The organism is Azospirillum oleiclasticum, assembly GCF_013423485.1.
In the GTDB taxonomy this organism is placed as follows: Bacteria; Pseudomonadota; Alphaproteobacteria; order Azospirillales; family Azospirillaceae; genus Azospirillum; species Azospirillum oleiclasticum.
The window spans coordinates 1-23,018 of sequence record NZ_JABFFR010000041.1 but is presented as its reverse complement, the minus strand read 5'-3'; the positions used below and the strand labels follow the sequence as shown (position 1 = coordinate 23,018).

The window sequence follows — 23,018 nt, the reverse complement described above, 5'->3', positions numbered from 1 at the left end:
GGAGACCAGCGGCCGGCGGACGCTCTCTCGATCCGCTCCGGCTCGCCCTGCCCCCGCCCTCCTCGCCCTCTACCCGTCGCCGGGGTCGAACGGCGGATCGTAAAGCTCGTAGGGGTCACCCTCGGCCAAGTGCCCGAAGGGGGTGAGCGCCACCTTGCCCCCGCGTTGCGCGACAGCGCACAGAATGAAGCGGGTCTCGCCGGTGCGGGCGTCGGTGCCCTGCACCAGCGCCAGATCGCCGGCCGCCGCGGCGCGCAGCAGCGTCGCGAAATTCGCCTTCACGAAATCGGGAATCGACATGGGGGATCTCCTGGAGACTACGGGCCAGGGCGGAGCGGCCGGACCCGCTCCGCAGCTCGCGCGTCAGGCGGCCGCCGCTTCGGTGCGGTCCGCCTCGTCCCCGGCATCCGGGATCTCCCCGTCACCGGTCAGGAAGGCCGGCAGGGAAGCGCCGTCCCCCTCCGCATCGCGCGCCGCATCGGCCGCCGCGTCGGCATCGCTGCCGGCCGGCTCCAGCGGCCGGCGCAGCGGTTCGGGCAGCCAGCCGCTGCCGGCCAGCAGCCGCTCGGCCTCCTTGGCCATGTCCGGCTTGCGCAGGTGGTCGATCAGCTGCGCCGCCTCCGGACCACGCGCCTCGCGCACCGCCTCCAGGATGCGCGCCTTCGGCACCCGGCCGAGGTAACTGTCCACCGTCGCTGTCCAGCCGGCCGCCGCCATGTCGAGACCGACCGCCCCGGCCAGCAGGTCGGCGTGGGCGGCGCGCTGCGGCGCCCGGTTCCACGGCTCGTGCACCGCGTTGACGCCGAAGGAGACGCAGTGGGCGAACAGGGCCGCCCGGCTGTCGCCGTCGAACCCCAACAGCGTCTCCCACAGGGCGGCCGGTTCGCTCGGCAGCTGGGCGCTCCAGGCGCGCTGGCGGGCGTCGATCGACCGGGCCGCGGCGCTGGCGGCGAGATCGGACGGCTGCACCCCGAAGCCGGCGCTCTTCAGCTCAAGCTCCAGGCAGGAGGCGCCGGGGCGCTGGGTGAAGGTGCGCAGGCACAGCGCGTGCAGCGCCGCCAGGAAGGCGGTGTCGGGGTCGTTGGCCAGCGCGTCGCGCAACGCCAGGGTGCGGTGCACGCTCAGCTCGATCAGCAACCGCTCGGGCAGCGGGCGCAGCCCCTCGTCTTCCTCCGAGGTCGCGGCCCCGGCGACCGGCACCGGGGCCGACACGCTGGCACCACCGGCGATGGCGGCCGGCCGGGCGGCCACCGGCCAGCTCCCGCCGCCGGCCGGGGCGGTGGCCGGGGCGGTGGACGTCTCCTCGCCACCGGCCGGAACCACCGGCTCGACCGGGGCCTCGTCCTCCGGCCGCACGTAACCGCGGTCGACCTGGAGCCCGCCCTCGACATCGACGCTGACGAACACCCCGGCCCGCGCCACCTCGGCCGTCTCGTAAACCAGCGGTCGCTCCTCCAGCGCCCGCAGCTCCATGTCGATCTCGGCGAGGCGCCGCGCCACCCGATCCAGCTCCTCCGCTTCCGCCGGCTCGCTCCCCTCCAGCCCCTCGTACTCGGCGTGCAGCGCGTCGTAGGTGGCCTGCTCCGCCTCGCTCAGCGGCACCGGCTCGCCGGCCAGACGGCGCAAGCCCCGGCTGTGGCCGTAGGGGAAGGCGAGCGCCACCTCCACCCACCGCCAGCCCTCCGCCCGCACCGTGGCGGCCTCGGCCTCGAGCTTCTCCGCCACCAGCCGGTCGAGCAGCGCCGGGTCCTGCAGCCAGCCGCCGTCGTCGTGCTGGAACAGGTCGCGCATCACCGTCCCACCCGCCGCCTCGTAGGCCTCCACCCCGACGAACAGCGCCCGCTTGTCCGACGCCCGCACCGCCCCCTCGGTGAGAAGCCGGCGGATCTGGTAGGGCTCTCGGCTGTAGGCGCGCGACAGCGCCTCCCACACCTGCTCCTGGCGGGCGTGGTCGCCGCTGACGGTGAAAGCCATCAGCTGCTCCAACGTCATGCGGTCCTCGGCGTAGGCGTCGAGCAGTGCTGGTGCCGCGGCGGCCAGCTTGAGGCGCTGCTTCACCACGCCGGGAGCCACGAAGAAGCGGGCGGCGATCTCCTCCTCGCCGAGCCCAGCCTCGCGCAGGGTCTGGAAGGCGCGGAACTGGTCGAGCGGGTGCAGCGGGGCGCGCTGGACGTTCTCGGCCAGCGAGTCCTCCTCGGCGAATCCTGTGGTGCGCACGACGCAGGGCACCGGCTGGGTCTTGCTCATGCGCTTCTGCTTGACCAGCAGCTCCAGTGCCCGAAAGCGGCGGCCGCCGACCGGCACCTCGAAGACGCCGGTCTCGGCCCCCTCGGCGTCGAGCACCGGGCGGACGGCGAGGCTGTGCAGCAGGGTGCGCCGGGCGATGTCCTCGGCAAGCTCCTCGATGGAGACGCCGGCCTTGACCTTGCGGACGTTGGCCTGGGACAGCACCAGCTTGTTGAAGGGAATGTCGCGCGAGGCGTTGAGGACGATCTTCGGCGTGGCCATGGTCGGGTTCTCCGCGACGGACGGCCGGGAGCCTTTCTCCCGACCTCTTCATCCGTCACCCGATCCCCCGCCCTCCTCTGCCTCTCACCGCGGCTCCGCATCGGCCAACTCCGGTTCGCCCGCCTCCGGTCGGAAGGCGAGCAGGAAGTCGGCGGCCTTCGAAGCGGCGCTGGCGGCGCGGACGATGGCGCGGTCGTCCTCGCGCAGCACTTCCATCCAGGCGCCGATGTAATCGGCGTGGCGCACCGTCGGCACGATGCCGAGTGCGGCACAGACGAAGGCGCCCGCCATCTCCGCCACCAGCTCCTCGCGCGCATAGGCGCTCGAGGCGAAGCGGCCGGAGACGTCGCGGGCAAGGCGCGACGGGTGACCGGTCCAGTGGCCGAGCTCATGGAAGGCGGTGCGATGCCAGTTGATCGGCTCGCCGAAGGCCTCCGGGAGCGGCACCTGGACGATGTCGAGCGACGGGCTGTAAAAGGCGCGCCCGCCGCCGATCCGCAGGTCGGCGCCCGTGGCGGCGATCAGCGCCTCAGCCTGCGGCAGGATCCGCCCCTCGGCCTGCGGCCGTGCGGTGATGGCGAGGGATTCGGGCAGGCCGTCGCACTGGTCGGTGTTGAAGACCGTGAATCGCTTGAGGAACGGGATGGCGCCGGGTTGATCGCCGTCGCGCTCGGCCCGGCGGCGCCCGTCGGCGGGAACGAAGCGGTGGGCGTAAACCACGGTGGTGCCGTGCTCGCCCCGGCGGACGCTGCCGCCCAGGGCACGGGCCTGGCGGAAGGTGAGCCAGCTCTGGCCGGAAAAGCCGCGCCCGGTGACGGCGCTCCAGAGGATCAGCAGGTTGATGCCGGAGTAGCGACGTCCGGTGGCGGCGTTGGTGGGAATGGCCAGCGGCGCCTTCACTGCCGCCGTGCCCCAGGGCTGAACCCAAGGCACGCAGCCGGCCTCCAGGTCGGCGATGATGCGGGCGGTGATCTCGGCGTAAAGGCTGGTCCGGTCGGCGCCGGGCGCCGGCTGGATGGCGCAACGTGCCATGGCGGGTCTCCGCGACGGGCCGCCGCGGGCCTCCCCCGCAGCTCCTCATCCCGTCACGGCCAAATCCGCCCAACTCTTGCTCTCGCCGCTTCGCCTTACCCCTTAGGCCGTTTGAATCTGTGCTTGGACACTGCCGAGTTGCGCACACCCGCAAACGCTGTCAGCGCCTCCAACACCCAGCCGTGGCACAGCATCGGTCCCAAGGCGTTGGTGAGCACCAGGAAACACCGGCCGTGGACCTCCGCCCGCCAACACCGGGAGGCACGTACACCGAGGCCGTGCGCCTGCGCGGACAGAGCCATACGCTTTGAGCCACCGGCCGGGCGTTGGCATCGAGCGCAAGACGCTGCGCCGCTGGCTGTGTACCGGACACGGCCAAGGAACGTGCCGCCAATCGGCTGAAGGGCTGGATCGCTGAGGCGGCCGTGGCCGCTTTTCGGGAACGGCCGTCCATTCCGGCATCAGGACGATGACAAGTTTAAGTTGTCTATGGAATAGAACGCTGAGGCCCCAATCGAAGGCCGGCACGGCAGACGATCGATCAGAGATGAGAAGGTCGCACAGCAGCGGCGACGGCGTCCAGCGCGCCGACGTCGGCGTCCGGTCTGATGCGTCGGCGTCATCGCCGAAGTTATCCGCCGCATTCGGTTGCGTTGGCCAGCCGGACCAAGGCGGGCAATGGCAACGATCCACCAACCGCCGGGGGCGACCAATTCGCCACCGCGCCGGAGCGAGAGGAACGCTCACTCGCGCTCCGGCGCGCGGATGTCGGAGGTGACCGCGTCAATGACGCGCCTCAGTTCCTTGGCAATGTCGGCATGGTGTTTGTCGAGATAGTCCGCGATGGCCGCGTTGCTGAACAGCTTGGTCATGAAGCCCTTGGCGACCACCAGAACCAATATCGTCTCGCCAAGTGTATCCTCCACCAGTTTATAATCCTGGTACAGTTTTTCCATCTCCCGCTCCATGCGCGCTATGTCCTCGGGAGTGACGCCGCTTGCAGGTTTGGGCTTCCGTCCCTCGACCAGCTGGTCGGGGCGCGTGGTGGCCAGGAGCATCCGCGCATAGCTGGCGGTGAAGCGGCCAGCCGATATCATCATCTCGGCGGCCACGATCTGTCGCATGGGCTTCATCTTGCGCAGCATGGCAAACACACCCTGGCTCACCATCCTGTTCTTCAGCATCTCGACCACCTCGGGGGCGATGCCGGTGAGCAGCTGCTGACGCTCGCGGATGCGGTCCACGTTGACGTTGAGCGACTGTGCGATGCGTTCCGGGGACAGCCCCTTCTCGATCGCCTTCAAGATCATGAGATGTTCCTGGATCGGGCTCAGCCGGTTGATCCGCCGGTTGTAGGTGAAGCCCTCGTCGTCGGTGGACACCAGGCAGACGGCCTCCGCCGCGCCCAGGTCCTTCAGGGCTTCCAGCCGCAGATGGCCATCAAGCAGGATGTAGTATCCGTTCTTCCCGGCTCCTGCACTTTCCGGATGCACGGCCAAAGGCTCGATGATGCCGATCTCACGGATCGACGCCAGGATGGTCCGGTACTTCGGCGAATAGCGGATGTCCTTGCTCAAAGCACGGGTCGGCAGGATCCGTTCCACCGGGAGGGTTATGGTTGTCCCTTCGAAAGCGTTCTGGACCTGAGTCATGGCCGGGCCTCGCGCGGCAGCCGGTCGGACAGCACCTTGGGCAGGTCGTCGATCCCCTCGGCCCGCAGAAGCGTCCGGAAGTGCTCGTCCGCGAGGAGCCGGCGCAACGTCGTGACCACGAAGAGGAGGCGCTGCTCACCAATCTCGGCCTTTTTCACTAGCAGGCTGCGGCGGCGAACCTCCGTCTGGTAGGTCTGAAGCAGCTTGCGCGGGGTGACCGGCACGTCGGTCTTCGCCCAGCGACCGTATTGCTTGCCCATCACCCGCCGGCGGTCGATCAACCGGCGGACCTGGATCAGTTGCTCGCCGCGCAGCAGCCCCGTCTCGTAGGCCTGCATCATCGCCACCTGGATCTCCTCGTCGCCCGCGCGGGCGATCTGGGACGCCAGATTGATCGGGAGCCAGCCCTTCTCGACGGCGGCGATGAGACGTTCCTCGCCGGCTTTCAGCAGAACGAGGATGCCGTTGATGTAGCTGGAGTCGAGGCCGGTTTTCTGTGCGATCTTCCCGGCGCCGTAACCCCGTTCCTCCAGCACGCGCACGGCGGTGAGCAGATCCCGGTTGGAATGCTTGCGGCGCGCCAGGTTCTCGATCAGGCTGATGAGGTAGAGATCCGCCTCGTCGGCTTGTACCACCACCGCTGGAATGGTGGTCTCGCCGAGCACTTTGAACGCCTCCATGCGCCCCTGCCCGCAGACGAGATCATAGAGCGGCTCTCCGTTGCCGCTTGCGGTCACCGTGATGGGCCGCTTCAAGCCGACGGTGGCGATGCTCTCGACGAGGCTGGCGAACACCTTCTGATTGCGACTCCGAGGGTTGAGTACCCGGATGCGGTCGATCGGAATGGGTTGGATTTCCGACGGGCCGCCGATGTGGTGTGCGGTCGCGGGCGTCCTTGAATTCATCTGGGCACCTCCCTGAGGCGGATACGCTCCGCCATCGTCATCAGGGCATCCAGGCCGCCGAAGCGGTAGACGTCGAGGCCTGTGCCGTTCTCCTCCGCCAGACGCAGCTTCGCCGCCACCATGTCGATGGCGGGAAGCAGATAGTAATCCTGGACCTCCTCGGAGCCTGGGGCCATGCGCACCGCCACGGTGACGTCCGGCAGCAAGCCGGCATCGAGCCGGATCACCCAGCGGCGGGCGCCGGCCGGGGTCTCCTGGCAGCGGCTCAGAACCAGGGAAACGGTGAACTCCTCGTTGATCCGCAGCAGGTCGGTGTGCGCATCGATCACGACGCGGCCGCCCACCTTGCGGATGCGGTCGAGGGTGTCTTCGACGACGCGCGGGTGGAATTCGCGCAGGCGGCGGTTGATCTCGATGTACCGGTAGTCCCGTCCGGGATGGTAGCCGATCAGGGAATAGGCCCGCACCAAGCTGCCGAAACGGTGTCGGTAGGCGCTGCTGGAGGGCATGCCTTCGCGTTCGTCGATCACGAGGCCGGACAGATATCCCTGGTGAGCGAGCAGGACCTTCAGCCGCTCCAGCATCTCCTGATCCGACAGGCGCTGGCTGCGCGCGAGGATGAGCTCCTGCGCCGCTTGGAAGATCCGTGGATCGACGAGGGGGGCGAACGCCCCGTTGGCCCGGATCCACATCTCGGGCCGGTTGACGACGTGCTTGCCCTTCAGCTTCCGGGAAACGCGGTTGTAGACGTTGGCGCCGATGTACTTCTCGTTGCTCAGCAGCTGATGGACGGTGCCCCGTGTCCAGGGGCGTCCGAAGTCGGTGCGTTTGCCTTCGGTGTTGAGGAGGATCGCGATCTCCGTCTCGGACCGCCGGTCCTGGACAAAGGCCCGGTACACCCGCCGGACGGTTTCGACCTCGTCGTCGGGGCCGGGGACAAGGATCACGCGGTCCGTCTGCAGGCTCTTCCGCTCCCCGGGGCCCAGCAGGCACTTGGCTCGCCGGTCCTGGTCGATCATCTGACGGCGCAATCCGTACCCGGCAGGACCGCCTTGACGGAATCCCAACTCGATCAGGCGGCATTGGCCGGCGAAGACCTTGTTCGACAACTCCCGGCTATACTCCCCGGCCATCTTGCGCTTGATCATCTTCTGCAGGTCGGAACCCATGCTGCCGTCATTGGAGAACGGCTCCGCGCAGTACTCGACCTGGACACCGGCGCGCCGGCACAGGTACTCGTAGTAGGCGCTCTCATCGGCATCCTGGAAGCGACCCCAGCGGCTGACGTCGTAGACCAGGATCACCGAAAAGTCGGCGCGTCCATTCTGCACGTCGTCGATCAGGCGTTGCAGACCCTCCCGCCCATCGATGGCCAACCCGCTCTTGCCGGCATCGGCGTAGGTCCGCACGATCTCCATGCCACGCCGGGCGGCGTATTGGCGAATGGCGTCGTCCTGGTTTTCCGTCGAGTACTGCTGGTGCTCCGTCGACATCCGCACATACTCCGCCGCCCGCATCGCGCGGGAGGGAGCTGGAGCGTTGGGGGCCGTCGGATGGGGACGCATGGCGAAAGCAGCCTTTCACGACCGTCGCCGACAAACTCTATTTGACACGTGGTATAACTGCAAGAGTGAAGGCCCCCGGCCCAGCGCCTGGAACGCCGCGTGCGCAGGATCACGATACGGCCGCCAGGAGCGATCTTGCTAAAGAGAAGGGAAGCGCCGATCCGTCGCCGGTGAAGATCCAGTCTGTGGTGATGCCGTGAAGACCTTTCAGCCGCGCCATCGCCAACGGATCCGGGAGGCGCTTGCCGCTTTCCCAATGGTTCCACGTCGCCGCCTTGACACCCAGGGGTCCGTACAGGTCCTTCTGCGTCAGGCCGAGAGCCAACCGGGCCACCCGCAGACGGTTGCCGATTGCCTTCAGGTCCTCAGGATTGCGTGTGCGAACCATGAACGACATTTTACGCAATGTCAAAATGGGAGGCAAGGCATGTGGCCGGGCGCGGGAATGCCCCGGCAGGTCCGTCACGAAACACCGGCATCCGTGTCGGCGTCCCATGGATCATGCCGCGGCACGGAATCCGCAGATCGGATTGCGCATCCCCGACGCGTAGGCGATTGTTCCGGCCATGAAGCTCGAAGACCTCGCACCCGGAACCCACCTCCGCGGCCTGGCCGGATCGGATCCGGTCGAGGTGCTGGCCGTGCGCTGGATCGGGGCGACGGCGGCCGACGTCGTGTACCGCCGTGACGGGATTCCCGGCCATCGGCTCGTCTACCGTTCCGACGAGCCGTCGCTTGCCAGGGCGACGCCACAGGATGTGCCGGCCTTCGACGCGGACGGCGGCCTCTTCCGGCTCGCGGCGGAGGCATGGCGCATCCGCCTGGCCCATCTGTTCGACCCGTTCCTGGCCGTGCACACCGCGCGCATCGAGCCTCTTCCGCACCAGTTGACGGCGGTTTATGGCGAGCTGTTGCCGCGCCAGCCGCTCCGCTTCCTCCTCGCCGACGATCCGGGTGCCGGCAAGACGGTGATGGCCGGGCTGTTCATCAAGGAGCTGCTGATCCGCGGCGACCTCGAGCGCTGCCTGGTCGTCGCGCCCGGTAGTCTGGTCGAGCAGTGGCAGGACGAGCTGGCGGACAAGTTCGACCTGCGTTTCGACATCCTGAGCCGCGGGTCGGTCGAGACGTCGGCCTCGGGCAATCCCTTCCTGGAGCACGACCGTGCCATCGTCCGGCTCGACATGCTGGCCAGGTCGGACGACCTGCAGGCGCGCGTCGAGGCGGCGCCCGAGTGGGACCTCGTCATCGTGGACGAAGCGCACCGCATGGCCGCCAGCTATTTCGGCGGCGAGGTCAAGTACACCCGCCGCTATCAGCTCGGGCGGCTGCTCGGCCGGCGTTGCCGCAATCTTCTTCTGATGACCGCCACGCCACACAACGGGAAGGAGGAGGATTTCCAGCTCTTCCTCTCGCTGCTCGACGAGGATCGCTTCGAGGGCCGCGTCCGCGAGGGCGCCCGTCGCGCCGAGGTGTCGGACCTGCTGCGCCGGATGACGAAGGAGGAGCTTGTCCGCTTCGACGGCACGCCGTTGTTTCCCGAACGGCGCGCCTACACCGTGAGCTACGCCCTGTCGGCCGCCGAGTCCGCCCTGTACGAGGCGGTCACTGCCTATGTGCGCGACGAGATGAACCGCGCCGACGCCATCGCGGGCGACGGCACGCGCCGCCAGAGCGTCGGCTTCGCCCTCCAGATCCTTCAGCGGCGTCTGGCGTCCTCCCCGGCGGCGATCCACGAATCGCTGCGCCGCCGCCGGGACCGCCTTGTCCAGCGACTGGGCGACGAGCGTGAGCGCCGACCGGACGGCCCGCTCCCGCCGATGCCGGCCTTTCCGGCCGGCGAGGACGAGCTGGACGAGGCCCCCGGCGACGAGCTGGAGGCGGCGGAGGATGCCATCGTCGATCAGGCGACCGCCGCGCGCACCATCGCCGAGCTGGAGGCCGAGGTCGCCACCCTCACGGCGCTGGAACAGCAGGCCCTGGCCCTGCGCCGGTCGGGGGAGGACACCAAGTGGCGGGAGCTGGCCGCCATCCTGGACGATCCGCTGCTCCAGGATCCCCGCACCGGCGCCCGCCGCAAGCTTCTGATCTTCACCGAACCCAGGGACACGCTGGTGTGGCTGGCCGACCGCATCCGCACCATGCTGGGCGACCCCGAGGCTGTGGTGGAACTGCACGGCGGCGTTCCCCGCGATCGCCGCCGCGCCGTCATCGCGGCCTTCAACGACGACCCGGCGGTGCGGGTCCTGCTCGCCAACGACGCCGCGGGCGAGGGCGTGAACCTGCAACGCGGCGCGCACCTGATGGTGAACTACGACCTTCCCTGGAATCCGAACCGGCTGGAGCAGCGATTCGGCCGCATCCACCGCATCGGCCAGACGGAGGTCTGCCACCTGTGGAACCTCGTGGCGGCGGAAACCCGCGAGGGCGCGGTGCTCGCCCGCCTGCTCCACAAGATCGAGGAGGCGCGCCGGGCGCTCGGCGGCAAGGTCTACGACGTGCTGGGCGAGCTGCTGGAGTCGCGCGCGCTGCGGGATCTGCTGGTCGAGGCGATCCGCTACGGCGAGCGGGAGGAGACGCGCGCGCGGCTGTTCACGCGGGTGGACAGCGCCGTCGACCACGACCGCATCCTGGCCCTGGTGGCCCAACGCCGGCTGGCGCCGGAGGCGATGACGGCGGCCGACGTCGCCACCGTGCGCGCGGAGATGGAACGGGCCGAGGCGCGCCGCCTGCAACCGCGCTTCATCCGCGCCTTCTTCGAGGAGGCGTTCCAGACGGCGGGTGGAAGCCTGCGCCAGCGCGAACCCGGCCGGTTCGAGGTGACGCACGTGCCGGCACCGCTGCGCGACCGCGAGGCGCCTGCGGGACGCCGGGATCCCGTCCTGCCGCGTTACGCCCGCGTCGCCTTCGACAAGACGCACGCCGCGGGTCCGCCGCAGGCGGCGCTGCTGGCGCCGGGCCACCCGCTGCTGGACGCCGCCGTGGAGTACGTCCTTGGTCGCCACGGGGAGGTGCTGCGGCGGGGCGCGGTGCTGGTGGACGACGGCGACGAGGGGGAGAGGCCCCACGCCCTGGTCATCCTGGCCCACGCGATCCGCGACGGGACGACCACCCGCAACGGGCTGCCCCGCCCGGTGTCCGAGAGGCTCCAGTTCGTGCTGCTGGACGCCGCCGGACAGGCGCGGGACGGCGGCCCCGCCCCCCATCTGGACCTGCGCCCCGCCGACGGCGCCGAGCGCGCGGCGGTGGCCGATCTGCTCGCCGCACCCTGGCTCGGCCGCGCGCTGGAGGAGCGGGCGGTCGCATTCGCGGTGGAGCATCTGGTGCCCGGACACCTGGAGCCGGTGCGCGACCGCCGTCTCCGGCTGGTCTCCCGCACCGAGGCGGAGGTGAAGAGCCGCCTGATGCGCGAGATCGCCATCTGGGACGACCGCGCCCACAAGCTGGCCGAGGACGAGCGCGAGGGGAGGGCCCGCAAGCTGAACGCCGAGGTCGCGCGGCGCCGGGCCGGGCATCTGGCCGACCGCCTGGAACGGAGGCTGGCCCGGCTGGGGCGGGAGCGCGAGATCGTCCCCCTGGCCCCGGAGATGCGGGGCGTCGCGCTGGTGGTTCCCGCCGGCCTTCTGGCGCGCCGCCGCGCGGGTCCGGCGGAGGCCGGCGACGTCCCGGCCATGGTGTTCGCGGAAGAGACGGTGGAAGTGGAGCGCGCCGCCATGGACGCGGTGATGGCCGCCGAGCGGTGCCTGGGGCGGCGGCCGGAGGACGTGTCCGCCCGCAAGGTCGGCTACGACATCGAAAGCGTCGCCCCGCGCACCGGCCGCCGCCTGTTCATCGAGGTGAAGGGCCGCCGCGCCGACGGCGACGCGGTGATCGTCACCCGCAACGAGATGCTGGTGGGGCTGAACGCGCCGCACGCCTATGTCCTGGCGGTGGTGCTGGTCGACCACGGATTCGCGCGCGAACCGGCCTATGTCCGCGACGTGCGCACGCTGTTCGGCGCCGAGCCCGGCTTCCGGGAGACGGCGCGGATCTTCAAGCTGGCCGAGGTGCTGGCGCTGGCGGGACCGCCGGACTGACCATCCCCCGTCCGCCCCCACGCCGCGCGTGACCCGGCCGGCGGGATCGGCTATCCAGTCCGGCTCGGCGACACCTCCCACCGGGCATCCCATGACCGCGCGCAAGAAGCTCATCGAAGTCTCGATCCCGCTGGAGGCGATCAACGCGGCGAGCGCGCGGGAGAAGTCGATCCGGCACGGGCATCCCAGCACGCTGCACCTGTGGTGGGCGCGCCGGCCGCTGGCCGCGTGCCGGGCGGTGCTGTTCGCGCAACTCGTGGACGACCCCTCCTCCTGGCCCGACCGGTTCCCCACGCCGGACGCGGTGGAGGCGGAGCGCAAGCGGCTGCACGACGTGATCGCCGCCATGGTGCCGTGGGAGGCGTCGGCGGACGAGACGGTCCTGGGCCGGGCGCGCTGGCACATCGCGCGCTCGGTCGCCTGGGGCCTGGGGGAGGAGCCGCCGCCGGAGGACGACCGCGCCGCCGTGCTCGCCTATCTTCAGACGAAGGCCCCGCCGGTCTACGACCCGTTCAGCGGCGGCGGGTCCATCCCGCTGGAGGCGCAGCGGCTGGGCCTGCGCGCCTACGGCTCCGACCTCAACCCGGTGGCCGTGCTGATCGGCAAGGCGCTGGTGGAGATCCCGCCGCGCTTCGCCGGCCGCCCGCCGGTGAACCCGGGGGCGCGGGCGCGGCTCGCCGCCGGGGCCGCCTGGAACGGCCGCGGCGCGGAGGGGCTGGCCGAGGACGTGCGGTATTACGGCCGCTGGATGCGCGACGAGGCGGAGCGGCGCATCGGCCACCTCTACCCCCGGGCCACCCTGCCCGACGGGCGCGAGGCGACGGTGATCGCGTGGCTGTGGGCGCGCACGGTGCGCAGCCCCGACCCCGCCGCAAGGGGCGCCATGGTGCCCCTGGTGTCGAGCTTCATGCTGTCCACCAAGGACAACCGCAAGTCCTGGGTCGAGCCGGTCCTCGACGCCGAGGAACCCGATGGCTACCGCTTCGAGGTGCGCACCGGCCCCCTGCCGGCCGAGGACGAGGCGCGGCTGAAGAAGGGAACCAAGAGTGCCAAGGCGCAGGCCTTCGTCTGCCTGCTCTCCGGATCGCCGGTGGAACGCCCCTACATCCAGCAGGAGGGGAAGGCCGGCCGGCTCGGCGTCCGCCTGATGGCCGTGGTCGCCGAAGGCGACCGCCAGCGGGTCTACCGGGCGCCCACGGCGGCGATGGAGGAGGCGGCGCTGCGGGCGGCCGACGAGCCGCGCGTCGCCGAGGCGCGCGCCGGATTCCTGTCCGGCGCCACCCCCACCCGCGCCATGATCACCGGCGGCGTCTGCTCGGCCTACGGCCTCAGCAGCTGGGGCCACCTGTTCACCGACCGCCAGATCGTCGCCCTCACCACCTTCTCCGACCTTGTCGCCACGGCGCGGGAGCGGGTGGCGGAGGACGGCTCCGGCGATGGGGAATACGCGGATGCGGTGGCGACTTACTTGGGCTTGGGGGTAAGTCGCCTGACCAATCGCTCCTCAACGCTGAATTTTTGGGACACCGGCGCAGGCAACATCCAGCAAGTGTTTGGACGCCAAGCACTAGCCATGACATGGGATTTCTGCGAAGGAAATCCGTTCTCCGATTCGAGCGGAAACTTCATGGGGCAGATCGACTACATGCGGACGGTGGTTCAAGCCGCCCCTGCCGCAAACACTCGCGGCATGGTATGGCAGGGAGATGCCACCGATAGTTCGGTCGGTTCGTCAACCGTTATTATTGCGACCGATCCGCCCTACTACGACAACATCAGTTATGCTGAACTTTCCGATTATTTTTATCCATGGCTCCGGCGCACCTTGGCCGGCGTCCAGTCCGAACTCTGCCGCCGACTGCTGACTCCAAAAACCGAAGAACTCATTGCTGCGCCGTTCCGGCATTCCGGCAAGCGGGACAGAGCGGAGCAATTCTTCCTGGAAGGCATGGCGAAGGCCATGAGCGAAATGCGCCGGACTTCCGTAGACAATTCACCTTTGACGCTGTTCTACGCATTTAAGCAATCGGAATCCGGCCAGGATGGCATTTCCTCTACGGGCTGGGCATCATTCCTTCAGGCTGGAATCGATGCTGGATTGATATTCGACGGTACTTGGCCGGTTCGGACGGAGTTGATCGGCAATCTGAAAAAGACGATCAACGCCCTGGCCTCCTCCGTCGTCCTGGTCTGCCGCAAGCGGCCGGAGGGGGCGGGGGTGTCGACTCGGGCGGAGTTCCTGCGCGCGCTGAAGCGGGAGATGCCGGACGCGCTGGCGAAGATCCGCGAGGCCGGCATCCGGGCGGTGGACTTCCAGCAGGCGGCGATCGGCCCCGGCATGGGGGTGTTCTCCCGCTACGCCCGCGTGCTGGAGCCCGACGACACGCCGATGCCGGTGCGCACGGCGCTCGCCCTGATCAACAACCTGATCGAGGAGCTGGAGGACGACCCCGCCCAATACGACGCCCCCACCCAGGTCGCCATCACCTGGTTCCGGGAGTACGGCTGGGGCGAGCAGCCCTCGGGCACCCTGATCATGCTGGCGAACGCCAAGGGCACCTCGGTGGACGCGCTGAAGCGCACCGGCGTCTTCGACACCGCGCTGGGCAAGGCCCGGCTGGTCCGCCGGGCCGAACTGACGGCCGACTGGCGCTCGGAAAGCGACCGCGCCTTCGCCGTGTGGGAGGGCGCCCAGCACCTCGCCCGCACACTGGTGGCGGAGGACGGCGGCATCGACGCCGCCGCCCGCCTGCTGGCCGGCATGACCGCGCAGGCCGGCGAGGTGATCGCGCTGGTCTTCCGCCTGTTCCAGATCGCCGAGCGCGACCGCAAGGACGCCGCCGAGGCCCTGGTCTGGAACCGCCTGTCCACAGAATGGCCCACCATCGAATCCCGCGCCCTGGACCTCGCGGCCGCCACCGCACCGGCGGCACCCGCGCAGGGGGTGCTGCTGTAGAGCCGTCGCCAGAAAAGTGGTACAAGCTTCGCGCCGGCTCGCCCGAGATCGGCACTCCACCGTCCCGCGAAGACGACTCAAGGGATGACCGCATGTTGACGCGACTGAGGCTGAGGAACTTCAAGGCTTTCCGGGAACTGGACCTGGAGCTCGGCCCCGTCACCGTGCTCTTCGGCCCGAACAGCGCCGGCAAGTCGACGATCCAGCAGTTCCTGCTGCTGCTCAAACAGACGGTGGAGTCGTCGGACCGCAACATCGCCCTGGCTCTCGACGGCGCCTACGCGAACCTCGGCACCATGCGCGATCTGCTGCATGGTCATGACGAGACTCGTCCCTTCGAGTGGACGCTCGACTTCCGCTATTGGGAGGACCTGGAACTGGTCGACCCCGAAAGCGCCGACCAGAAGCCTTTCGCGACGGGCGACCGGCTGAGCGTGTCGAGCCGGGTCGACAGCGAGAACACCGCGCCGAAAGCCCGCGAACTCGGCTACACGCTGGGCGGCGCGTCGTTCCGGCTGTGCCCCCGCGACGGCGCGTCAGGGTTCGAGTTGACCGCGGAAAATGTGAAGCCTTTTCAATTCAAAAGAACCCGTGGACGGAAGGGCGACCTGGCCGGTCCGGAAAAATCATACGCTTATCCGGACCAGATCAAGGGATACTACCAGAACGCCGGATTCCTGAGCGATCTTGTATGGGCGTTCGAAGAGCAATTCAGATATTTGTACTATCTCGGTCCATTGCGGATGCACCCGCGCCGCGACTACCCATGGTCGAGAACGCGCCCTTCCGATGTGGGCCAGATGGGCGAGCGTGCCATCGAGGCGATCCTGGCCGCCACTCTCGAAGACGACCGGCGTCAAATCAGGCCCCGCGGACGATATCAGCCCTTCCAGTCGGTGATCGCCCACTGGCTGAAGGACATGGGTCTGGTGGACAGCTTCACGGTGGAGGAAATCGCACCGGGCGCCAATTACTGGGGCGTCAAGCTCACCACGTCGGCTGGCGCCGCCGAGGTCGCGCTGACCGATGTGGGCTTCGGCTTGTCGCAGGTGTTGCCGGTCATCGTGCTTCTCTACTACGTCGACAAGGGCAGCACCGTTCTGATCGAGCAACCGGAACTGCACCTGCATCCGCGCGCGCAGGGCGTGTTGGCCGATCTCATCCTGTATGTGACGAAGCACCGGGGCATCCAGGTGATCGTCGAGACCCACAGCGAACACCTCCTGCTGCGCCTCCAGCGCCGGATCGCCGAAGCCGCGGCCTCGGCCGAAGACGCGAAGCTCTATTTCATTTCGGCGCAACGCGGTGCCTCCTACGCGGAACCGCTCCGGCTGAACGAACTGGGCGAGATCGAGAATTGGCCCGACAACTTCTTCGGCGACGCCTTCGGTGAAACCGCCGCGGCGGAATTGGCCCGCCTGGACCGGATCAGCCGGTCATGAAGGGCGCCGTCGATACCAACGTGCCGATCGTCGCGAACGGCCGGGACGGGATCTACAGCCCCGAATGCCGCAAGGCGTGCATCAAGGCCCTGACGGAGATGGTGCGCAATGGCGTCGCCGTGCTGGACAGCGGCCGTCATATGCTCAAGGAATACCGCACCCACCTCAACCAGGACGGTCAGCCCGGGGTGGGCGACCAGTTCTACCAGCACGTGCCGCGGAATTTCGCCAACCCGAGGCGGGTCCGGCAGGTCGACGCACCGTGCGACCCGGACGGCCATGTGATCGACTTCCCGAAGGATCCGGCCCTTGCGTCGTTCGACCCGAGCGACCGGGTCTGCGCCACGGTCGCCATGAAGTCCGGTGCGCCGGTCCTGAATGCCGTGGACAGCGACTGGTGGGATCATGACGTTGCCTTGAAGCGCAACGGAATCGACGTGGTATTTCTGTGCGGCCGGGTTCCGGGCAAGGGCCGCTGAAGACAAGGGAACGGCATGTCCAACGAGATCGAGACCCGCAAGCGGCTAGCCGAGGCCGAGTTCGTGCTCGCCAAGGCGCTCGCCCCCTTCGTGGGGCGGCACATGGAGGCGAAGTTCGGGCGCGGTTGGCGGATGTACGCCAGCCGCGCCAAGGGCGGCGACCCCAAGGGCGATCTCGACCTCTACGGCCTGCTGCTGACCCTGATCCAGAACTGGAACGAGGTGTTCAAGGACCACCTGCCGCTCCAGGCGCGGGTCTTCGCCTATGGCGCGCGGGACGGGCGGAACGCGGTCGCCCACGCCGCCCGCCCGGTCGAGGTGCGGGACGCCCTGCGCTACATCGACGCCTATCTGGAACTCGCCCGCGCCGTGAAGGCCCCGGACGAGGTCGCGCGCCTGAAGGCCCTGTGGGAGGCCGAGCGCACCGCCGGGCCGGCGGCCGCTCCCGAGGCGGCCGCGGCACCGCAGCCCGCCGCTCCGCCGGCGGAGACGGCGGAGACGGACCGACCGGCGGGGTTCGAGGAGGGGCCGCACCGCGGCTCCCGCCAGGCGGCGATGACGCTGGAGGCATCCGATACGGACGGATCGGTGCGTCTGGAACCCTGGCGCACCGTGGCCTTCCCGCGGGTGGACGTGCTGGAGAACCGCTTCACCGACGCGGAGTTCGCCGCCAACCTGACCGCCGTGATCGCCGGTTCGGCGGCGGAGGAGTACGCCACCGCCCGCGCCTTCTTCCAGATGACGCTGCCGACCAACGGCCTGCTGCGCGCGTTGCGCAGCGTCTACGAGCGGCTGACCGGGGCCGGCGGAGAGCCGGTCATCGGGCTGCAGACCGGCTTCGGCGGCGGCAAGACGCACAGCCTGCTCGCCCTCTACCACATGGCCGGGCTGACGGCGCCGGCCGAGCTTCCGGTCCTGAGCGAGGTGGTGCGCACGGCCTCGAAAGGACAGTGGGACTGGAAGCCGGCGCGGGTCGCCGTCTTCGTCGGCACCGACCGCGGCCCCGACGTGCCGCTGGTGCGCGAGGGCGGGCACACCGTCCGCACCGTCTGGGGAAGCCTCGCCTGGCAGCTCCTGAGGGAGGAGGGACTGGCCATCGTGGCCGAGGCGGAGGCCGCCGGCAGCAGCCCCGGCTCGGTCACGCTGGAGGAGGTGATGCGCCGCGCCGCGCCCTGCCTGATCCTGCTGGACGAGGTGACGGCCTATGTCCGGCAACTGACGGGTCCGCGCTACGAATCCCACCTCTCCTTCTGTCAGGAGTTGACGGAGGCCGCGGCGCGGGTGCCCGGCGTGGCCGTGGTCGCCTCGCTTCCCGAGACGAAGGAGGAGGCCGGCGCCGAAAAGGGGCTGGAGACCCTGATCCGTCTGGAGAAGATCTTCGGCCGCATCCAGTCGCCGCTGCTGCCGGCCTCGGGTGACGAGACCATGGTGATCGTCACCCACCGTCTCTTCGCCGCCCTGGATCCACGCAGCGAGAAGGCGCGCGAGCAGACGATCAAGGCGTTCCACGACCTCTACCGCCGCAACCGCGGCGAGTTCCCACCGCGCGTGTCGGAGCCGGCCTATCTGGAGGAGTTGCGGCGCTGCTATCCCTTCCACCCGGAGCTGCTGTCGCGGCTTGCCAAGGACTGGTCGGGCTTCCAGAAGTTCCACCGGACCCGCGGCGTGCTGAAGCTGCTGGCCAAGGTGGTCACCACCCTGTGGGACGAGGAACGGCAGGATCCGTTGATCCTGCCCGCCCATGTCCCCATCCGCAACGACCGGGTGCGGGCGACGCTGATGGAGCCGCTCGACCCCAGCTACGGCGCGGTGATCGACCGAGAGGTGGACGGCAACGGTGCGCTGCCGGCCCAGATGGAGGCGAATCCCACCCGAAACATCGCCCGCGCACGCGCCGCCACCCGTGTCGCGCGCGCCCTGTTCATCTGTTCGGTGCCCACCGCCCAGCAGGCGACGAAGGGCATCACCGGGCCGAGCATCCGCCTTGCCTGCGCCATGCCCGGCGACCAGCTCGACGTGTTCGGCAACGCGCTGCGGGAATACGCGGAACGGGCGGCCTTCCTGTACGAGGACTCCGGCCGCTATTGGCTGTCGCCGCAACCCACCGTCAACAAGCTGGCCGAGGACCGGGCGCGCGCCCTGTCCGTCGACGAGGTGGACGCGGAGATCGTCCGCCTGTTGCGGGAGGACGGCAAACCCCGCCGCGCCTTCGCCCGCGTCCACGCCGCGCCGGACGATCCGGCGGAGGTGGACGACACGCCCGAGCTGGGCCTCGTGATCCTCGGTCCCGCCCACCCCCACGCCGGACGGGGTGCGGCCGACAGCGCGGCGACGCGGATGGTCGAGGACACGCTGCTCCGCCGGGGGCAGACCCAGCGGCTGCGCCGGAACACGTTGGTGTTCCTGGCACCGGACATCGGCGCCCTGGAGACGGCGCGCTCGGCCGTCCGCAAGGCCCTGGCGTGGCGCGGCATCGTCCGGGACGCGCAGGACAACGTCCTGCCCCTGACCGCGACGCAGGAACGCGACGCCAAGGAAAAGGACCGCAACGGCGCGCTGGGCGCCCAGAAGGCCGTGCGCTCGGCCTGGATCCACGGGTTCTATCCCCACAAGGATCTCGACGCGGGGGCGGACCGGAAGCCCTTCGAGCTGGAGCATGTGGCCGTCCGGCCGGGCGACCAGCCGCTCCACGTCGCCGCGTTCGAGAAGTTCAAGGGCGAGGCCATTCAGGAGAAGCTCGGCGCCAAGAACCTGACCGGCCTCCTGCGCCGACTGTGGCCCGAGGATGCACCGCACCTGTCCGTGGCGCAGGTGGCCTCCTGGTTCGCCGAGTACGTCTATCTTCCCCGGCTGCGCGACCGTGCCGTTCTCGCCGAGGCGATCAACGCCGGCGTCGCGCTGACCGGCGAGGAGTCCCTGTTCGCCCTCGCCCGCCTCGACGGGAGCGGAGCCGGCTACCGGGATGTCACGTTCCGGCCGGCCATCACCGTCTCGTTCGACGCCGACAGCGTGCTGCTCCGCCGCGGGCTCGCCGAGACGCTGGTGCCCTCCCCCGCCCAGCCGCTCACCGCCCCGTCGTTCGCCGCCCCGTCGTTCGCCGCGACGCCCGGCACCGCCGCGCCCCTGGCCAAGCCGCCGAACGGAACCATCGCGGCGACGGACGCCGTCGTTGCGGACAAGGCGAAGACCCGCTTCTTCGCCTCGCTCGATCTCGACCCGGTCCGCTGGGTCGCCAAGGTCCCCCAGGTCGCCCAGGGCGTGGTGTCCGAATTGGCACGGCCGGACGGCGCACGGATCCGGATCACCCTGGAAATCCACGCCGACGCCCCGCATGGCTTCCCCGGCGACGTGATGAGCATCGTGCGCGACAATCTCCGCGACCTAGGATTCTCCGTGGATTCGGGACGGTTCGAAGAGGAGTAGTGCCAAGCCGGGGAGCATCGAAGGTTCTCCGACGAGTCCGAACCCGATAGGCCGCTTCCAATCACCCGGTTTCCGTCACGCGCATTTTCGTCTCGCGAATCCAAGGCGATATGAGCCTGAGGATCGACCCGCCATGCCCACGCGTCTTTCGGCGAACAGGAGTGTGGCTCTGACGCGCGCCTGACGGTCTCCTGCTCCTACAGCGAAGGAACGAAGAGGAGGGAGAACAAGAACGAACCTGCGCAGAAACTGCACACGACGCCATATAATGATCTGATTTCACTCGATAAATTTACCAGTCCATCATCGGGGCGACGCTGAGGCGGTGGGCGGGTACGGAAGCGGACGGAAACACGATGATCCTGTGATCGGGGGACTGCGGAGGCTCAGTTGCCGGAGCCGTTGGCGAACAGGGCGTCCAGGCTGTCGGCGTCGAAAAGCCGGTCGGCCCAGCCCTCCACCATAGCCGGCTCCGCGGACAGGACGCGCTCGCGCAGTTCCGGTGCCAGCGGACCGAACCGCCGCTCGACCAGACGGATCAGGATGAGGGCTTCACCCTCGGCCTTCCCCTCGACCCTGCCTTCGGCCTTCCCCTGGACCCAGTTCCGGCGGGCGAGCTCGCTGAGGTAGGGGTCCTGACTGACGTCGATGTGGATCGGCATGTCCTTGACCTCCTCCAGAACCAGATGGATGAATCCGCGGGACCCCGCCAACACCATGAGCCTCGTCAGGGCGTCGCGGCGCTCGCGCTCCTCCAGCGGGGCGATGCGGGCGAGGATGGCGGCGATCCTGGCCGTAAGGTGATCCCGGCCGGACAGGATGGCAAGGATGTTGTCCTCGACCGCCGGGCTGTCGAGCAGCGGCGCCGGGTCGAGGTCGCGGCTGTCGATGACGCGGTAGCGGAAGGACAGGGTGTCCGTGTCCAGCCGGTCGGGGACGCGCGGGGCGTTGCCGATCTGGACGACCACCTGCTCCAGGGGAACGCCGGGATGGGCCTCGGTGATCAGCAGCCAGTACCAGAGCATGCGGCGCGGCATCGCGGCGTCCGGCACCGACTGCCATTCCAGGTGCAGGATGCGCCCGTCCTCCAGCCGCACCAGCGTATCCACGCGGCGGTCGCGGACGTTGGGAAACTCGGTCGGCAGGTCGGCCACGGCTCCGGCGCCCGCGATCTGGCGGATCAGCGCGGGGGAGCCGGTGCCGGCGAGGCTGCGCAGCGTGATGTCGAGCTTCATGGGAGGGAAGGATAGCGGACAGGGCGCGGAAACGTCCCGCGTCAGGTCGCCTCGCCATCGACGGGGTCGCCCTGCACCTGCTCCACCCGGATGCCGGCCTCGCGGCACAGGGTCGCCACCGCGTCGGACGGCAGCCCGTCGGTGACGAAGGTGTGGATCTGGCTCATGTGGCCGATGCGCACGGGGGCCGTGCGGTCGAACTTGCTGCGGTCGGCGACCAGGATGACGTGGCGGGCGTTGGCGATGATCGCCTGCGACACCCGCACCTCGCGGTAGTCGAAGTCGAGCAGCGCGCCGTCGCCGTCGATGGCGGACGCGCCGATCACCGCGTGGTCGACCTTGAACTGGCGGAAGAAGTCGGCCGTCGCCTCGCCCACGATGCCGCCGTCGGAGCGGCGCACCACACCGCCGGCGACGATCACCTCGATCCCCGGCTCGGCGTGCAGGAGGTTGGCGACGTTGATGTTGTTGGTGACCACCACCAGCCCGCTGCGGCCGAGCAGGCAGCGCGCCACCTCCTCCGTCGTCGTGCCGATGTTGATGAAGAGCGAGGAGTTGTCGGGGATCAGCTCCGCCGCGCGGGCGCCGATGCGGCGCTTCTCCTCCCGCGCCATCATGCGGCGCGCCTCGTAGCCCAGATTCTCGGTGCCCGAGCCGACCACCGCCCCGCCATGCACGCGCTGGAGCAGGCGGCGGTCGCACAGGTCGTTCAGGTCCTTGCGGATGGTCTGGGGGGTGACGGCGAAGCGGGCGGCGAGATCGTCCACCGTGACCCGCCCGCTCGACCGCGCCAGCGCCAGGATCTCGGTCTGCCGGGGCGTCGTCAGGTCCATGGTGCTGCCGGTCTCTCGCTCGGGGGTTGGAAGCCGGCGGCATCCTAACGAAGTGGCGCGGCGGGAACAGCACCGATCGTTGGCCGGCAGAACGATTTCTCCGCCGACGCCACGGCAGGCCATGGCGGGCGGGGGCGAAACGCGCTACCAAATCCGGCAAGGACAGTGGAGAAGGAGACGCCCGTGATCCTGGTGTTCGGATCGCTGAACATGGACCTGATCATGCGGGTGCCGAGCCTGCCGCGGCCGGGAGAGACGGTGCTGTGCCCGTCCTACCGCACCCTGCCGGGTGGCAAGGGCAACAACCAGGCGGTGGCCGCGGCGCGCGCCGGGGCCGCCACCGCCATGGTCGGGCGGGTCGGCGACGACGGGTTCGGCCAGCGGCTGCGCGCCAACCTGACGGACAACGGCGTCGATGCCGCCGGCGTGACGGCGGGGGCCAACCCCACCGGCATCGCCACCATCGCGGTGGACGACCGTGCCGAGAACTGCATAACCGTGGCCAGCGGCGCCAACCTGGAGCTGCGCGCCGAGGACGTGGCCGACGCGACGCTGCGCCCCGGCGTCACCGTGGTGGCGCAGATGGAGGTGCCCTTGGCGGAGACGCTGGCGCTGCTGCGGCGGGCCAGGGCGGCCGGCGCCCGCGCGCTGCTCAACCTCGCCCCCGCCCCGGCGCTGGACGCCGATGCGGCGGTGCATCTCGCCACGGCGGTGGCGAACAGCGTCGATGTGCTGGTGGTCAACGAGCTGGAGGGCGCCGCGCTGGTGGGGGGTGCTGCGGGAACCGGCGGCGACGGTCTGGCCCTGTGCCACCGGCTGGCGGCCGATCTCGGCACCGCCTGCGTGATGACGCTGGGCGGACAGGGGGCGGTCGCGGCCGACGGCGGGCGGCTGTGGCGGGTGCGGGCGCTGCCG

The 23,018-nt window shown here is 69.7% G+C and carries 15 protein-coding genes; 6 read left to right on the top strand and 9 right to left on the bottom strand.

The window, feature by feature from the left end:
- Positions 1–69: 69 nt before the first annotated feature.
- The 7 genes from HL658_RS30455 to HL658_RS30425 form a co-directional block, all read right to left on the bottom strand.
- Complete coding sequence (locus HL658_RS30455) at positions 70–300, bottom strand: DUF6117 family protein (protein WP_180283606.1); 231 nt, start codon at positions 298–300, stop codon at positions 70–72.
- A gap of 63 nt (positions 301–363) precedes the next feature.
- Entirely contained in the window at positions 364–2,508 is a 2,145-nt protein-coding gene (locus HL658_RS30450; RefSeq protein ID WP_180283605.1) for a ParB/RepB/Spo0J family partition protein, read from the bottom strand.
- Between the two features lie 84 nt (positions 2,509–2,592).
- Positions 2,593–3,540 carry an ArdC family protein gene (locus HL658_RS30445; RefSeq protein WP_180283604.1) on the bottom strand — a complete coding sequence of 316 codons (948 nt, stop codon included), beginning with the start codon at positions 3,538–3,540 and terminating at the stop codon, positions 2,593–2,595.
- Between the two features lie 743 nt (positions 3,541–4,283).
- Positions 4,284–5,192, bottom strand: a complete 909-nt coding sequence (locus HL658_RS30440) for a plasmid partitioning protein RepB C-terminal domain-containing protein (RefSeq protein WP_180283603.1) — start codon at positions 5,190–5,192, stop codon at positions 4,284–4,286.
- Positions 5,189–6,097, bottom strand: coding sequence for a plasmid partitioning protein RepB C-terminal domain-containing protein (locus tag HL658_RS30435; RefSeq protein ID WP_180283602.1), 909 nt, complete (start codon positions 6,095–6,097; stop codon positions 5,189–5,191). The genes HL658_RS30440 and HL658_RS30435 overlap by 4 nt, the downstream gene beginning before the upstream one ends.
- Positions 6,094–7,614 (bottom strand): recombinase family protein, encoded by a 1,521-nt coding sequence (locus HL658_RS30430; RefSeq protein ID WP_281378916.1) that lies wholly within the window; start codon positions 7,612–7,614, stop codon positions 6,094–6,096. Before HL658_RS30430 ends, HL658_RS30435 begins: the two co-directional genes overlap by 4 nt.
- A gap of 157 nt (positions 7,615–7,771) precedes the next feature.
- A complete protein-coding gene (locus HL658_RS30425) occupies positions 7,772–8,128 on the bottom strand; it encodes a helix-turn-helix domain-containing protein (RefSeq protein ID WP_343055389.1) in 357 nt (118 codons plus the stop codon).
- Between the two features lie 100 nt (positions 8,129–8,228).
- Between HL658_RS30425 and HL658_RS30420 the strand changes: the two genes are divergently transcribed.
- From HL658_RS30420 to HL658_RS30400, 5 genes are all read left to right on the top strand, one after another.
- Entirely contained in the window at positions 8,229–11,735 is a 3,507-nt protein-coding gene (locus HL658_RS30420) for a protein NO VEIN domain-containing protein (RefSeq protein ID WP_180283600.1), read from the top strand.
- A gap of 91 nt (positions 11,736–11,826) precedes the next feature.
- On the top strand, positions 11,827–14,691 hold the full coding sequence (locus HL658_RS30415; RefSeq protein WP_180283599.1) for a DUF1156 domain-containing protein: 2,865 nt from the start codon (positions 11,827–11,829) through the stop codon (positions 14,689–14,691).
- Positions 14,692–14,783: 92 nt separating this feature from the next.
- Positions 14,784–16,133 carry a DUF3696 domain-containing protein gene (locus HL658_RS30410; RefSeq protein ID WP_180283598.1) on the top strand — a complete coding sequence of 450 codons (1,350 nt, stop codon included), beginning with the start codon at positions 14,784–14,786 and terminating at the stop codon, positions 16,131–16,133.
- A complete protein-coding gene (locus HL658_RS30405) occupies positions 16,130–16,612 on the top strand; it encodes a hypothetical protein (protein ID WP_180283597.1) in 483 nt (160 codons plus the stop codon). The genes HL658_RS30410 and HL658_RS30405 overlap by 4 nt, the downstream gene beginning before the upstream one ends.
- A gap of 15 nt (positions 16,613–16,627) precedes the next feature.
- A complete protein-coding gene (locus tag HL658_RS30400; RefSeq protein ID WP_180283596.1) occupies positions 16,628–20,035 on the top strand; it encodes a DUF499 domain-containing protein in 3,408 nt (1,135 codons plus the stop codon).
- 386 nt (positions 20,036–20,421) lie between these two features.
- On the opposite strand, the gene HL658_RS30395 is transcribed toward HL658_RS30400, so the two are convergent.
- A complete protein-coding gene (locus HL658_RS30395; protein WP_180283595.1) occupies positions 20,422–21,270 on the bottom strand; it encodes a DUF4351 domain-containing protein in 849 nt (282 codons plus the stop codon).
- A 41-nt stretch (positions 21,271–21,311) separates the two neighbouring features.
- Entirely contained in the window at positions 21,312–22,103 is a 792-nt protein-coding gene (locus tag HL658_RS30390) for a DeoR/GlpR family DNA-binding transcription regulator (RefSeq protein ID WP_180283594.1), read from the bottom strand.
- Positions 22,104–22,286: 183 nt separating this feature from the next.
- Between HL658_RS30390 and HL658_RS30385 the strand changes: the two genes are divergently transcribed.
- The coding region (locus HL658_RS30385) for a PfkB family carbohydrate kinase (RefSeq protein WP_180283593.1) at positions 22,287–23,018 on the top strand (732 nt) is incomplete at its 3' end.